Below are 14,463 nucleotides of genomic sequence, written 5' to 3'. Positions count from 1 at the left end.
CCGCGAGGACCACGAGGAGCACGCCGGTGATGTCGCGGCGCATCGTCTTCAGCGGTCTCGGCGCGCTCGGGGTGGCCGCGGCGCTCGCGGGATGTGCCGGGGGCGACGACGGCGGCGACGGAGGGGCGAGCGTGGAGTCCGGCGCCGAGCTGGCGTCGACCAGTGAGGTCCCCGTCGGGGGCGGCATCGTGCTGGCCGACGAGGGCGTCGTCATCACCCAGCCCACCGAGGGTGAGTTCAAGGCGTTCACCTCCACCTGCACGCACGAGGGACGCACGGTGACGTCCGTCGACGGCGACACCATCCAGTGCGCCCACCACGGGTCGTCGTACTCCGCGACGACGGGGGCGGTCCAGGGCGGACCCGCCCCGGAGGCCCTCGCCACGGTCGAGATCACCGTCAAGGACGGCAAGATCCTCGCTGCCTGACGAATACGGCCCGGCGCGGCGCTGTCGGCGCCGGTCCGTAGGCTGATCGCCGTGTCACCCGCCGTGAATTACCGCCCCGCACCAGGGTCGATCCCGACCCAGCCGGGGGTCTACCGGTTCCGCGACCGGCAGGGTCGGGTGATCTACGTCGGCAAGGCGAAGAGCCTTCGTGCGCGGCTGTCGTCGTACTTCCAGGACATCGCCAACCTCCATCCCCGCACCGCCAGCATGGTGACCACGGCGACCTCGGTCGAGTGGACGGTCGTCGGCACCGAGGTCGAGGCGCTCCAGCTGGAGTACTCCTGGATCAAGGAGTTCGACCCCCGCTTCAACGTCAAGTACCGCGACGACAAGTCCTACCCGTGGCTCGCGGTCACCGTCGGCGACGAGTTCCCGCGGGTGATGGTCGGTCGGGGCGCCAAGCGCAAGGGCATCCGCTACTTCGGGCCCTACAGCCACGCCTGGGCGATCCGCGAGACCGTGGACATCCTGCTGCGCGTCTTTCCGATGCGCTCGTGCACCAACGGCGTGTTCAAGCGGTCGGGCCAGATCGGTCGGCCCTGCCTGCTCGGCTACATCGACAAGTGCTCGGCGCCCTGCGTCGGCAACATCTCGCCCGCCGACCACCGCGCGATCGTCGACGACTTCTGCGAGTTCATGGCCGGACGGACCGCGGCGTTCACCAGACGCATCGAGCAGGAGATGTACGCCGCATCCGACGCCCTCGACTTCGAGAAGGCGGCCCGGCTGCGCGACGACCTCGGAGCGCTGCAGAAGGCGCTCGAGAAGCAGGCGGTCGTGCTCGGCGACGGCGCCGACGCCGACGTGATCGCGCTGGCCGAGGATCCACTCGAGGTGGCGGTCCAGGTGTTCTACGTCCGCGGCGGCCGGGTCCGCGGCCAGCGCGGCTGGGTCGCGGACCGGACCGACGACGGCGACACCGCCGCGCTGGTCGAGCACTTCCTGCTCCAGCTCTACGCCGGCGTGGCGCCCGAGGACGCACGGGACGCGGTGCCGCGTGAGATCCTCGTCCCCGCCCTGCCCGCCGAGTCGGACACGTGGGAGGAGCTGCTGTCCGACGTGCGCGGCTCGCGGGTCGAGCTGCGCGTGCCGCAGCGGGGCGACAAGCGCACCCTCCAGGAGACGGTGGCCCGCAATGCGGCCGAGTCCCTCCTGCTCCACAAGACCAAGCGCGCCAGTGACCTGACGACACGCAACCGTGCCCTCGCCGAGATCGCGGAGGCGCTCGAGCTGGACGAGCCGCCGCTGCGCATCGAGTGCTACGACGTGTCGCACATCCAGGGCACCGAGATCGTTGCCTCGATGGTGGTGTTCGAGGACGGCCTGGCCCGCAAGGGGGAATACCGCCGCTTCGTCATCCGCGACCAGGAAGGCTCCGACGACGTCGCAGCGATGCACGAGGTCATCACCCGGCGCTTCCGGCGGCTCCTCGACGAGCAGTCGCGCTCCGAGCTCAAGCCGGGCGACCCCGCGACGGGAGTCGGGCCGCTGCTCGTCGACCCGGACACGGGGCGGCCCCGCAAGTTCGCCTACGCCCCGGGGCTCGTGGTGGTCGACGGCGGCGCACCCCAGGTCGCTGCTGCGCAGCGGGCGCTCAACGAGCTCGGCATCGACGACATCCCCGTCTGCGGCCTGGCCAAGCGCCTCGAAGAGGTGTGGGTGCCGGGCGAGGCCGATCCAGTGATCCTGCCGCGCACCTCCGAGGGCCTCTATCTCCTCCAACGGGTGCGCGACGAGGCCCACCGCTTCGCGATCGCCCACCACCGCAACCGGCGGTCGAAGTCGATGGTGGAGAGCCTCCTCGACGACGTGCCCGGGCTTGGTGAGGTGCGACGCAGGACGCTGCTGCGCCACTTCGGATCGCTCCGCAAGCTGCGCGCTGCCACCGTCGACGAGCTCGCTCTGGTCCCGGGCATCGGCCCGACGACCGCCGAGGCGATCAAGGCGGCGCTCGCAGGAGACAATGTCGCCATGGACGCCCAGGACCCCAAGGATCCCAAGGTCGCCAGGAAGGAGCTCCCACATGAGTGAGACGGTCCCCGGCCAGCTCGTCATCGTCTCCGGCATGACCGGTGCGGGCCGCAGCACGGCGGCCAAGGAGCTGGAGGACCTCGGCTTCTTCGTCGTCGACAACCTGCCGCCGAGCCTGCTGCCCGACGTCGTGCGCCTCGTCGACGAGAGTCACGGGCCGATGCAGCCGGTGGCCGTGGTCGTCGACGTGCGGTCCGGATCCTTCTTCCAGGGACTGCGCAGTGCGATCGCCCACGGCGTCGCCGGCCGCGACACCACCCTCGTGTTCCTCGACGCACGCGACGACGTGCTGGTCCGTCGACAGGAAGCCGCGCGGCGCCCGCACCCCCTGCAGGAGGGCGGTCGGCTGCTCGACGGCCTCGTCCGCGAGCGTGTCGTCCTCGGGGACCTCCGCTCGGAGGCCGACCTCGTCATCGACACGAGTGACCTCAACGTGCACCAGCTGACCGACCGGATCGCCGAGGCCTTCGGGACGTCGGAGACGACCGGCCTGCGGGTCACGGTGATCAGCTTCGGGTTCAAGTACGGCATCCCGATCGACGCCGACTACGTCGCCGACATGCGCTTCCTGCCCAATCCGCACTGGGTGCCCGAGCTGCGGCCGCGCACGGGACAGGACGCGGAGGTCTCGTCCTACGTCCTGGACCGTCCCGGCGCGGCGGAGTTCCTCGACGCCTACGTCCCGCTGCTCGGTGTCGTCGCCGAGGGCTACCTGCGCGAGGGCAAGCGCTTCATGCGGGTCGCCATCGGCTGCACCGGCGGCAAGCACCGCAGCGTGGCGATGAGCGAGGAGATCACCCAGCGGCTGCGCGAGCGGGGCTTCACTGCGCGGGCACTGCATCGAGACCTCGGTCGTGAGTGACCGTGCCCAGGCCGTCGTCGCGCTCGGCGGCGGCCACGGCCTGCACGCCTCGCTGACGTCGCTGCGTCTGCTCCTCGACGACCTGACCGTCGACGAGCTCACTGCGGTGGTCACGGTCGCCGACAACGGCGGCTCGTCCGGCCGGCTACGGGGCGAGTTCAACGTGCTGCCGCCGGGCGACCTGCGGATGGCGCTGGCGGCGCTCTGCGGGGACGACGAGTGGGGCGACACCTGGGCCCGCGTCCTCCAGCATCGCTTCGAGGGTGACGGTGAGATGCGCGGCCACGTCGTCGGCAACCTCCTCATCGTGGGGCTCTGGGAGCTGCTGGGCGACCACGTCGACGCCCTGGCCTGGGTCGGTCGCCTGCTCGGCGCCCGGGGCCGGGTGCTGCCGATGGCGGCCACGCCGATGGACATCACCGCCGAGGTTCGCGGCCTCATCGCCGACGACCCGGATGCACTGACCGTCGTCCGCGGACAGGTGGAGGTGGCCACGACCGGCGGCGTGATCACCTCGATCGCCCTCGACCCGGCGGTGCCCGACGTGTCACCGGCCGTGATCAGCGCGATCGACGATGCCGACTGGGCCCTGCTCGGCCCCGGCTCGTGGTTCACCTCCGTGCTGCCGCACCTGTTGGTGCCGCAGCTGCGCCAGGCCCTCGTCCGCACGGACGCCCGCCTTGTCGTCGTACTCAACCTGGCGGAGCAGGACGGCGAGACGGGTGGCTTCGGTCCGGCCGATCACCTCGCGGTGCTGGCCGAGCACGCACCGGATCTCGTCATCCACACCGTCCTCGCCGACCGTGCCTCCGTGGGCGCAGGTCTCGCCGAGCTCGCCGAGACCGTCACCGCGCTCGGAGCGCGTCTGGTCGTCGACGACGTCGCAGCGGACGACGGCAGCCACCGCCACGACCCCACGCGACTCGCCGCGGCCTACGCACGGATCTTCGCCGACTCCTGACTGCCGAGGTGGTTGACCTCCATGGCAGGATCGGCCCCATGGCGATGACGGCTCAGGTGAAGGCGGAACTGGCCAGCACTCCGGTCACCAAGGCGTGTTGCCGCAAGGCGGAGGTCGCCTCCACGTTGCGCTTCGCCGGCGGCCTGCACATCGTCAGCGGCAAGATCGTCGTGGAGGCCGAGCTCGACACCGGAGCCGCCGCGCGCCGGCTCCGCAAGGACATCGCCGAGATCTATGGCCAGAGCTCCGACGTCGTCATGGTGCAGGGCAACGGCATCCGCAAGGGCAGCCGCTACATCGTCCGTGTGGCCAAGGACGGCGAGGCGCTGGCCCGCCAGACCGGTCTCCTCGACCAGCGTGGCCGCCCCGTGCGCGGCCTTCCGCCGGCTGTCGTGTCCGGCGGCGCGTGCGACGCCGTCGCGGCGTGGCGAGGTGCTTTCCTCGCCCACGGCTCGCTCACCGAGCCCGGCCGGTCGTCCTCCCTGGAGGTGACCTGCCCCGGCTCCGAGGCTGCACTCGCCCTGGTCGGTGTCGCCCGGCGGCTCGGCATCCAGGCCAAGGCCCGCGAGGTCCGCGGCGTCGACCGGGTCGTGATCCGCGATGGTGATGCGATCGGCCAGCTGCTGACGCGCCTCGGCGCCCACGAGACGTTGATGGCCTGGGAGGAGCGCCGCATGCGGCGCGAGGTCCGCGCCACGGCCAATCGTCTCGCCAACTTCGACGACGCCAACCTCCGCCGCTCGGCGCGGGCTGCCGTCACTGCGGGCGCCCGGGTCGACCGCGCGATGGAGATCCTCGGCGAGGAGGTCCCCGACCACCTCCGGATGGCAGGGGAGCTGCGGCTCGAACACAAGCAGGCCTCGCTCGAGGAGCTCGGTCAGCTGCACGACCCGGTGCTGACGAAGGACGCCATCGCAGGCCGGATACGGCGCCTGCTGGCCATGGCCGACAAGCGTGCCGAGGACCTCGGCATCCCCGACACCGAGGCGTCCCTGACGCCCGAGATGCTCGCCGGCGACGCCTGAGCCGGCACCTGCTGCTACCGGCCCGTATCGCGGACCGAGAGGCGCGTCGGCTGTGCCCGCGCCGATAGGGTCGAGGTGATGCATGACCTGCATCACAACGCTGCTGGCGACAGACCAGGTCTGCCGGCGACCTATCAGAGGAGCACCAGGTGACCGTTCGTGTGGGCATCAATGGATTCGGCCGGATCGGCCGCAACTTCTTCCGCGCCGTGCAGGCCAGCGGAGCAGACCTCGAGATCGTCGGGGTCAACGACCTGACGGACAACGCAACTCTCGCGCACCTGTTGAAATACGACTCCATTCTCGGGGTTCTCGACGCCGAGGTCACGGCCACCGATGACGCGATCGTCGTCGGCGGCACCGAGATCAAGGTGTCGGCCGAGCGCGATCCGGCCGCCCTGAAGTGGGGCGACCTCGGCGTCGACGTCGTCGTCGAGTCGACCGGATTCTTCACCGATGCGACCAAGGCCCGCGCCCACGTCGACGGTGGTGGCGCGAGGAAGGTGATCATCTCGGCCCCGGCCACCAACGAGGACATCACCGTCGTGATGGGGGTCAACCACCAGCTCTACGACCCGGCTTCCCACACCGTCATCTCCAACGCCTCCTGCACGACCAACTGCCTGGCGCCGATGGCGAAGGCGCTCAATGACGGCCTCGGCATCGTCCGTGGACTGATGACGACCGTCCACGCCTACACGGCCGACCAGAACCTGCAGGACAACATCCACAAGGATCTGCGCCGGGCTCGCGCTGCCGCGATCAACATCGTCCCGACGTCGACAGGCGCCGCCAAGGCGATCGGCCTCGTGCTGCCGGAGCTGAAGGGCAAGCTCGACGGCTACGCACTGCGAGTGCCGACCCCCACCGGTTCACTGACGGACCTCAGCTTCGAGGCCGCGCGAGAGACCAGCGTGGAGGAGGTCAACGCGATCGTCGAGGCCGCCGCCGACGGCCGCTACCTCAAGTACTCGACTGCCCCGATCGTGTCCTCCGACATCGTTACCGACCCGGCATCGTGCATCTTCGACGCTCCGCTGACCAAGGTGATCGGCAACCAGGTCAAGGTCGCGGGCTGGTACGACAACGAGTGGGGCTACTCGAACCGGCTCGCCGACCTGATCACCCACGTCGGCACCTCACTCTGATCGCCCTGCGAAAATGCCCTAGGCTCGCCGCTTGTGACTGAGTACAACGGCCTGGGCGAGGTCAGCGGCAAGCGCGTCCTCGTCCGATCGGACCTCAACGTGCCCCTCGACGGCACGACGATCACCGACGACGGGCGCATCCGCGCAAGCGTGCCGACCATCAAGGCGCTCGCCGACGCGGGCGCCCGGGTCGTGGTGGTGGCGCACCTCGGTCGACCGAAGGGGGAGCCCGACCCGTCGTACTCCCTGGCGCCCGTCGCCGAACGGCTCGGAGACCTGCTCGGCGCCCCCGTCGCCTTCGCGTCCGACACCGTGGGTGCCTCGGCGAAGGAGACGGTGGCGGCCCTCGCCGACGGACAGGTGGCGCTCCTCGAGAACGTCCGGTTCAACACGGGGGAGACGAGCAAGGACGACGCAGCGCGTGGCGCCTTCGCTGACGAGCTGGCCTCGCTCGCCGACGCATTCGTGAGTGACGGCTTCGGCGTGGTCCACCGCAAGCAGGCCAGCGTCTATGACGTCGCCCAGCGGTTGCCGCACGCCATGGGTGCGCTGGTGGGGGCGGAGATCGACGTGCTGCGTCGACTCACGGTCGAGCCGGCGCGTCCCTACGTCGTCGTGCTGGGCGGGTCGAAGGTGTCCGACAAGCTCGGTGTCATCGACAACCTGCTCGGCAAGGCCGACAAGCTGCTGATCGGCGGCGGCATGGTGTTCACCTTCCTCAAGGCCGACGGTCACGAGGTCGGCAAGAGCCTGCTGGAGGAGGACCAGCTCGACACCGTGCGCTCCTACCAGGCCCGCGCCAAGGAGATCGGCGTCGAGATCCTGCTCCCGACCGACATCGTCGTGGCCGACTCGTTCGGCGACGAGGCGTCGGCACGCGTCGTGCCGGCGACCGCCATCCCCGCCGATGCGCTCGGCCTCGACATCGGCCCCGACTCCGGCGCCGCGTTCGCCGCAGCGCTCGCCGATGCCAGGACCGTCTTCTGGAACGGCCCGATGGGCGTCTTCGAGCAGCCTGCCTTCGCGGAGGGCACCCGAGCCGTTGCCGCAGCACTGACCGAGGTCGACGGGCTCTCCGTCGTCGGAGGCGGCGACTCGGCGGCGGCAGTCCGCACGCTCGGGTTCGACGAGGCAGCGTTCGGTCACATCTCGACCGGCGGGGGAGCCAGCCTCGAGTACCTCGAGGGCAAGGAACTGCCCGGCATCACCGTCCTGGAGGAGAACCGATGACCCGCACCCCGCTCATGGCCGGCAACTGGAAGATGAACCTCAACCACGCCGAGGCCGTTCACCTGGTGCAGAAGCTGGCGTGGCTGTTGTCCGACAAGCGCCACGACTACGGCAAGGTCGAGGTGGCGGTGATCCCGCCGTTCACCGACCTGCGCTCGGTCCAGACGATCGTCGACGGCGACCGCTTCTCGCTCAAGTACGGCGCCCAGGACGTCTCCGCGCACGCATCGGGCGCCTACACGGGCGAGATCTCGGCGGGGATGCTGGCGAAGCTCGGCTGCTCCTACGTCGTGGTCGGCCACTCCGAGCGCCGGCAGTACCACGCCGAGACCGACGAGATCGTCAACGCCAAGGCGAAGGCCGCTCTCGGTGAGAAGATCACGCCCATCGTCTGCGTCGGGGAGGGCCTCGAGGTCCGCCAGGCGGGCGAGCACGTGCCCTACACGATGGCGCAGGTCGAGGGATCCCTCGCCGGGTTGTCGAAGAAGCAGGTCGCCGGCCTGGTCATCGCCTACGAGCCCGTGTGGGCCATCGGCACGGGCGAGGTCGCCACGCCGGACGACGCCCAGGAGGTCTGCGCGGCGATCCGCGGCCAGATCCGCGAGTCCTTCGGGGACGAGGCCGCCGACGCCGTACGCGTGCTCTATGGCGGCTCGGTGAAGGCCGCCAACGTCGCGGGCATCATGGCGAAGGCCGATGTCGACGGTGCCCTCGTCGGTGGCGCGAGCCTCGAAGCCGACGAGTTCGGGGGCATCTGCCGCTTCTATGACATGCCGGTTCTGCCCTGATCAGGGCCCTACCGTAGGATTCCCCGCGTGTTGTCGACGCTGCTGACGGTCCTCCTCGTGATCACGAGTCTGCTGCTCATCCTCCTGGTGTTGCTGCACAAGGGCCGTGGTGGCGGACTCTCGGACATGTTCGGCGGTGGCGTCTCCAGCTCGCTGGGTGGATCGTCCATCGCTGAGCGCAACCTCGACCGGTTCACGGTCGGCATCGGCGTGATCTGGTTCGCGTGCGTGATCGCACTCGGACTGCTGCTCGCGTACCAGAACTGATCGACCCAGAGGAGAGAGAGTCCGTTGGCTGGTGGAGGAAACGCGATCCGGGGAAGCCGGGTCGGCGCGGGTCCGATGGGCGAGGCCGAGCGGGGCGAGGCTGCGCCGCGACAGGCCGTCACCTACTTCTGCACCAACGAGCACCGCTCGGTGATCACGTTCTCGGTCGAGGCGAACGTGCCCGACTCGTGGGACTGCCCCAAGTGCGGCCTCCCGGCCGGTCTCGACTCGGAGAACGCGCCGCCCCCGCCGAAGATCGAGCCCTACAAGACCCACCTGGCCTACGTGAAGGAGCGACGCTCCGACAAGGAGGCCGAGGTCATACTCGACGAGGCCATCCAGCTGCTGCGCTCGCGCCGCAAGTCGGGCGAGATCATCTTCTGATCGCCCGACGGCTCTGACCCGGCTTCGGGTCAGAGGTCGCGGTGGAGCTCGTCGCCGTCCGGAAGCCCGTGTCGGCGGAGCCGGACGACGGCCACGACCAGTCCGCCCCACAGGATCGTCATCGCGACCAGCATCAGGATCACTGCGTCGGCGCTCATCGGCCTGTCTCCTTCGTGAGTGGATCGGCATCATCGTCGGCGACGGTGAGGCTGGTCTCCTGGCGCCATGGCACCAGGGTCGCGAGAGCGCCGAACGCGATCACGGCGACGGCGCTGCCCCAGCCGAGGACGTTCAGCATCCAGGACGGATAGCCCTCGTAGGGCGTCTGCAGGTCGGTGACGAATGCGTCGACCAGGACGTAGGCGAGCGCGAGCGGCGCGAGCAGGCCGATCAGCGCGAACCAGGTGCGGTCGAGTCGTAGCGAGCCGAACCTGTTGAGATGCGCGGCGAGACCCGGCAGGGCCCGCAGGGCCCAGGCAACGACCAGCATGCTGACCACTGCGACGAGCAGGATGCCGTACTGGTTGATGAAGTGGTCGACGATGTCGAGCACGTAGACCCCGCTGGTGGTGCTGAAGAGCACGAGGCTGATGATCGCCGCCGGTCCGCCGACGGCCAGCGAGGCCGTCAGCCGCGAGAGCTCGAACTTGTCGCGCACGGCAGAGATCACCACCTCGATGACGCTCACCAGCGAGGTGAGGCCGGCGATCACCAACGAGCCGAAGAACAGGACGCCGATCAGTGCACCCGCGGGCGCCTCACTGATCAGCGCCGGGAAGACGACGAAGGCCAGGCCGAGGCCCTGCGTGGCCACCTCATCGACCGCGACGCCCTGTGCCTGCGCCATGAAGCCGAGAGCGGCGAACACGCCGATGCCGGCAAGGAGCTCGAAGCCGGAGTTGGCGAAGCCGACCACCAGGCCCGAGCCGGTCATGTCGCTGCGCCGGTCGACGTACGACGCGTAGGTGATCATGATGCCGAAGCCGATCGACAGCGAGAAGAAGATCTGGCCGAACGCCGCCGCCCACACGCTCGGCTCGGTCAGCGAGGCCCAGTGCGGTGAGAAGAGGGCGTCCAGGCCGAGCGCGGCGCCGTCGAGGGTGACGGCTCGCAGCACGAGGGCACCGAAGGCGATCACGAGCACCGGGATCAGGTAGAGGGACAGCCGGCCGACGCCCTTCTCGACCCCGAGCGACATGATCACCAGGACGGCGACCCACACCAGCAGGAGCGGCACGAGGACGCCGAGGACGACCTCGGTGGACACTCCCGGGTCACCGGCCTGGAGGAAGTCGCCGAACAGGAACCCCTCGGGGTCCTCGCCCCAGCTCTGGTCGACGGAGAAGATGGTGTAGCGCAGGGCCCAGGCGATGACGGCCGCGTAGTAGATGGCGATCAGGAAGCAGATCCCGACCTGCCACCAGCCGAGCATCTCGGTGCGGCGGTGGAGCCGGGCGAAGCTGAGCGGTGCGGAGCCGCGGTGACGATGGCCGATCGCGTAGTCGAGCAGCAGGAACGGCAGACCAGCCGTCAGCAGCGCGATGAGATAGGGGATCAGGAAGGCGCCGCCACCGTTCTCGTAGGCGACGTAGGGAAACCGCCAGATGTTGCCGAGGCCGACGGCGGAGCCGATCGCGGCCAGGATGAACACCTTGCGGCTCGTGAACGCTCCGCGCCGTTGCGTCTCGTCTCCGGTGGTCGTCATGGGACCACGTCATCACACCAGGGAGGACCAGCCAAGCTGCCGTGCCGTCAGACGGGGGTCAGACCCGGTCAGAGCTCGCCAGCAGCGTCGTGGTCGAGGAACCAGGTCGTCTCCCGCTCACCCCGCACGCCGCGCGCCGGGGTCTCCGCGACGCTCCCGCTCTCGGCCAGGCCGCGTCGTACGGCGTCTGCCTTGCCGGCTCCGCTCGCGACGAACCAGACGGTGGTCGCCCGGTTGAGGGCCTCGAAGGTGAAGGTCACCCGGTCCGGCGGCGGCTTGGGGGAGTCGTGGACGGCAGCCGTGGTCGCGCCCGTCACGTCGAGCCCCGGATGCCCGGGGAACAGGGAGGCGACGTGGCCGTCGGGGCCGATGCCCAGCATGAGGATGTCGAAGCCGCCGGTGCCCTGGGTCGTGAACTGCTCGGCGTACGCCGCCGCGGCCTCCTCGGCCGTGGCGACCTCGGCCGCGGCCGGCACCTCCTGGACCCGGAAGGCGCCGACGGCGTCGAGGAACGCCGCACGTGCCTGACCGGCGTTGCGGTCCGGGGAGCTCCGGGGGACGAACCGCTCGTCGCCGAACCAGAACTGGACGGCGCCCCAGTCGACGCCGGAGTCGTCGGCCAGACGGGCGACCTCGCGGTGGATCGCCTCGGCGATGGAGCCGCCGGTGAGACCGATCTCGGGCACGCTGCCCGCGGCCTGGGCATCGGCGATGCGGTTCAGGAGCTCGCCGGCGACGGCGGTGGCGAGTGAGTCGGCGTCCGGGTGGACCTCGACCAGCGCCTCGGGGCGGTCGGTGACATCGGTCATGACGATCGGTGCTTCCGGTAGTAGGCGATCAGGGCCCGCGTCGCGGGGTCCTGGTGGGCGGCGAGATCGGTGTCGTCGCCCAGGGCAGGGACGATCTGCACGGCGAGCTGCTTGCCGAGCTCGACACCCCACTGGTCGAAGCTGTCGACACCCCAGATCGCGCCCTGGGTGAAGGTGATGTGCTCATAGAGGGCGATGAGCTGGCCGAGCACACGGGGGGTCAGGGCCGGCGCCATGATCGACGTCGTCGGTCGGTTGCCCGTGAACACCCGTGCCGGCACGATCGACTCCGGCGTGCCCTCGGCCCTGACCTCGTCGACGGTCTTGCCGAACGCGAGCGCCTGGGTCTGGGCCAGGAAGTTGGCGAGGAAGAGCTGGTGCACGTCCTGGTCGCCGTCACGGAGCGGATGGGCGGGGGTGGCGAAGGCGATGAAGTCGGCAGGGATCAGGCGCGTGCCCTGGTGGATCAGCTGGTAGAAGGCGTGCTGGCCGTTGGTGCCGGGCTCGCCCCAGAACACCTCGCCGGTCGACGTGCTGACGGGCGAGCCGTCCCAGCGCACACCCTTGCCGTTGGACTCCATCGTCAGCTGCTGGAGGTAGGCGGGGAAACGGTGCAGTGACTGGGCATAGGGCAGCACGGCGTGGGTCTGTGCGCCGAGGAAGTTGGCGTACCAGACGTTGAGCAGGCCCATCAGGACCGGGACGTTCTGCTCGATCGGCGCAGTGCGGAAGTGCTCGTCCATCGTGTGGAAGCCACCGAGGAACTCGCGGAATCCGTCCGGTCCGATCGCGATCGCGAGAGAGAGGCCGATGGCGGAGTCGACGGAGGAGCGGCCACCGACCCAGTCCCAGAACCCGAAGGCGTTGGCGGGGTCGATCCCGAAGTCGGCGACCTTGTCGAGCGCTGTCGAGACCGCGACGAAGTGGCGCGCCACGGCATCGCGGTCCGCACCTGCCTCGATGACTCCGGCGTCCCGGAAGGCGTCGAGGAGCCAGCTGCGGCACAGCCGGGCGTTGGTGAGGGTCTCGAGCGTGCCGAAGGTCTTGCTGGAGACGATGAACAGGGTCGTGGCGGGATCGAGACCGCTGAGCTTCTCCGCGGCGTCCGTGGGGTCGAGGTTGCTGATGAAGCGACACTCGAGGCCCTCCCTCACGAACGGCTTCAACGCCTCGTAGGCCATGACCGGGCCGAGGTCGGAGCCGCCGATCCCGATGTTGACCACCGTCGTGATCGCAGCGCCGGTGACACCGCGCCAGCGACCTTCGCGCACGTCGTCGGCGAACGCGAGGAAGCGCGTCAGGACCTCCTGGACCTCGGGTACGACGTCCGTGCCGTCGAGCTCGAGCCGGGATCCGGGCGGCAGCCGCAGGGCCGTGTGCAGCACGGCGCGGTCCTCGGTGACGTTGATCCGTCGCGCAGCGAACATGTCGTCGCGATGACGCTCCAGCCCGACCTGCTCCGCCAGCGCGAGGAGCGCGGCGAGCACGTCGGCGTCGACCAGGTTGCGGGAGAGGTCGACGTGGAGGTCACCTGCCGTGCGGGTCAGGTCGGTAGCGCGCTCGGGATCCGCGGCGAACCATCCCCTCAGGTCGGGGGTGAAGCCGTCGGCCAGTGCGCGGAGGTCCGCCCAGGCTGCCGTCGTGATCGGGTCGACCGGGGCGTCCACCACCCGGATCAGTCCCCGGTGCGGTCCGTGACCGCCGCCATCTGTGCCTCGACCGTGGCGACCAGCTCGGTCCACGACGCCTTGAACTTGTCCACGCCCTCGGACTCGAGCGCAAGGAAGACATCGTCCAGATCGACGCCCACCGCTTCCAGCCGGTCGAAGACGGCTCGTGCCGCCTCGCCCTGTCCGGAGACCTTGTCGCCCTCGACCTCGCCGTGGTCGGCGAAGGCCTGCAGCGTCTTCTCCGGCATCGTGTTCACCGTGTCCGCGACGACGAGGTCGGTGACATAGAGGGTGTCCGGGTAGTCCGGGTTCTTGACGCCGGTCGACGCCCACAACGGCCGCTGCGCGTTGGCCCCGGCCTCGGCCAGGCGGGCCCAGCGCTCGGTGCGGTGCACCGACTCGAAGGCGGCGTAGGCCAGTCGGGCGTTGGCGACGGCAGCCTGGCCGCGCAGGGCAAGGGCCTCGTCGGTGCCGATCTTCTCCAGCCGCCCGTCGATCTCGCTGTCGACGCGGGAGACGAAGAAGGACGCGACCGAGCGGATGGTCGACAGGTCGATACCGGCCTTCTGGGCCTGCTCGAGGCCGGCGAGGTAGGCGTCCATGACGGCCTCGTAGCGCTCGGTGGAGAAGATCAACGTCACGTTGACGCTGATGCCGGCGCCGACGACGGAGGTGATCGCCGGCAGGCCCTCGAGCGTCGCGGGGATCTTGATCAACGCGTTGGGACGGTCGACGGCGGCCCACAGCGCCTTCGCGGACGCGATGGTCGCCTCGGTGTCGTTGGCGAGCGTCGGCTCGACCTCGATCGAGACGCGTCCGTCGTCAGCCGTGGACGCGGCCACCGGGGCCAGCACGTCGCAGGCGGCGCGGACGTCGTCCGTCGTGAGGGCGAAGATCACCTCGTCCACGCCCTTGCCGTCGCTGACGAGGCCGCGGACCTGGGCGTCGTACCGCTCGCCGTCGGAGATCGCTCCGGCGAAGATCGTCGGGTTCGTCGTGACGCCGACGACAGATCGCGTCGCCACGAGATCGGCGAGGTTGCCGGTCTCGAGCCGCTCCCGCGACAGGTCGTCGAGCCAGATGGAGACGCCCGCGTCTGCGAGCGCCTTCAGTCGGTCGGTCATGGATCCTCCT

At 70.0% G+C, this 14,463-nt stretch carries 15 protein-coding genes; 10 read left to right on the top strand and 5 right to left on the bottom strand.

Annotated elements, in window-relative coordinates:
* The first annotated feature begins 29 nt into the window (after nt 1–29).
* From E9934_RS09700 to E9934_RS09655, 10 genes are all read left to right on the top strand, one after another.
* Nucleotides 30–428 (top strand): Rieske (2Fe-2S) protein, encoded by a 399-nt coding sequence (locus E9934_RS09700; protein ID WP_136562868.1) that lies wholly within the window; start codon nt 30–32, stop codon nt 426–428.
* Between the two features lie 51 nt (nt 429–479).
* Nucleotides 480–2,480 carry an excinuclease ABC subunit UvrC gene (gene uvrC / locus E9934_RS09695; RefSeq protein WP_136562699.1) on the top strand — a complete coding sequence of 667 codons (2,001 nt, stop codon included), beginning with the start codon at nt 480–482 and terminating at the stop codon, nt 2,478–2,480.
* The gene (gene rapZ, locus E9934_RS09690; RefSeq protein ID WP_136562698.1) at nt 2,473–3,342 is read left to right on the top strand and encodes an RNase adapter RapZ; all 870 of its coding nucleotides are present in this window, start codon (nt 2,473–2,475) and stop codon (nt 3,340–3,342) included. The genes uvrC and rapZ overlap by 8 nt, the downstream gene beginning before the upstream one ends.
* Complete coding sequence (locus E9934_RS09685; protein ID WP_238694872.1) at nt 3,335–4,303, top strand: gluconeogenesis factor YvcK family protein; 969 nt, start codon at nt 3,335–3,337, stop codon at nt 4,301–4,303. The genes rapZ and E9934_RS09685 overlap by 8 nt, the downstream gene beginning before the upstream one ends.
* A 38-nt stretch (nt 4,304–4,341) precedes the next feature.
* Entirely contained in the window at nt 4,342–5,328 is a 987-nt protein-coding gene (whiA, locus tag E9934_RS09680) for a DNA-binding protein WhiA (RefSeq protein ID WP_136562696.1), read from the top strand.
* A gap of 149 nt (nt 5,329–5,477) precedes the next feature.
* Nucleotides 5,478–6,476, top strand: coding sequence for a type I glyceraldehyde-3-phosphate dehydrogenase (gene gap, locus E9934_RS09675; protein ID WP_136562695.1), 999 nt, complete (start codon nt 5,478–5,480; stop codon nt 6,474–6,476).
* Nucleotides 6,477–6,509: 33 nt separating this feature from the next.
* On the top strand, nt 6,510–7,706 hold the full coding sequence (locus E9934_RS09670; RefSeq protein WP_136562694.1) for a phosphoglycerate kinase: 1,197 nt from the start codon (nt 6,510–6,512) through the stop codon (nt 7,704–7,706).
* Nucleotides 7,703–8,494 carry a triose-phosphate isomerase gene (tpiA, locus tag E9934_RS09665; protein WP_136562693.1) on the top strand — a complete coding sequence of 264 codons (792 nt, stop codon included), beginning with the start codon at nt 7,703–7,705 and terminating at the stop codon, nt 8,492–8,494. The genes E9934_RS09670 and tpiA overlap by 4 nt, the downstream gene beginning before the upstream one ends.
* Nucleotides 8,495–8,524: 30 nt before the next feature.
* Nucleotides 8,525–8,761, top strand: a complete 237-nt coding sequence (gene secG / locus E9934_RS09660) for a preprotein translocase subunit SecG (RefSeq protein WP_136562867.1) — start codon at nt 8,525–8,527, stop codon at nt 8,759–8,761.
* Between the two features lie 24 nt (nt 8,762–8,785).
* Nucleotides 8,786–9,145 (top strand): RNA polymerase-binding protein RbpA, encoded by a 360-nt coding sequence (locus E9934_RS09655; protein ID WP_136562692.1) that lies wholly within the window; start codon nt 8,786–8,788, stop codon nt 9,143–9,145.
* A gap of 29 nt (nt 9,146–9,174) precedes the next feature.
* Here the strand turns inward: E9934_RS09655 and E9934_RS09650 are convergent, their stop codons facing one another.
* The 5 genes from E9934_RS09650 to tal all read right to left on the bottom strand — a co-directional run bounded on the left by E9934_RS09650 (nt 9,175) and on the right by tal (nt 14,453).
* The gene (locus tag E9934_RS09650) at nt 9,175–9,303 is read right to left on the bottom strand and encodes a methionine/alanine import family NSS transporter small subunit (RefSeq protein WP_136562691.1); all 129 of its coding nucleotides are present in this window, start codon (nt 9,301–9,303) and stop codon (nt 9,175–9,177) included.
* Nucleotides 9,300–10,850 (bottom strand): sodium-dependent transporter, encoded by a 1,551-nt coding sequence (locus tag E9934_RS09645; RefSeq protein WP_136562690.1) that lies wholly within the window; start codon nt 10,848–10,850, stop codon nt 9,300–9,302. Before E9934_RS09645 ends, E9934_RS09650 begins: the two co-directional genes overlap by 4 nt.
* 68 nt (nt 10,851–10,918) lie before the next feature.
* Nucleotides 10,919–11,659: a 6-phosphogluconolactonase gene (gene pgl / locus E9934_RS09640; protein WP_136562689.1), complete on the bottom strand. Its 741-nt coding sequence runs from the start codon at nt 11,657–11,659 to the stop codon at nt 10,919–10,921.
* Nucleotides 11,656–13,326 carry a glucose-6-phosphate isomerase gene (gene pgi / locus E9934_RS09635; RefSeq protein ID WP_275106625.1) on the bottom strand — a complete coding sequence of 557 codons (1,671 nt, stop codon included), beginning with the start codon at nt 13,324–13,326 and terminating at the stop codon, nt 11,656–11,658. The genes pgl and pgi overlap by 4 nt, the downstream gene beginning before the upstream one ends.
* A gap of 8 nt (nt 13,327–13,334) precedes the next feature.
* Complete coding sequence (gene tal / locus E9934_RS09630; protein WP_136562687.1) at nt 13,335–14,453, bottom strand: transaldolase; 1,119 nt, start codon at nt 14,451–14,453, stop codon at nt 13,335–13,337.
* Between the last annotated feature and the right edge of the window lie 10 nt (nt 14,454–14,463).

Origin of the sequence: Nocardioides caeni (assembly GCF_004912195.1) — a bacterium.
Taxonomy (GTDB): Bacteria; Actinomycetota; Actinomycetes; order Propionibacteriales; family Nocardioidaceae; genus Nocardioides; species Nocardioides caeni.
This window is presented reverse-complemented; position numbering and strand designations above follow the sequence as displayed.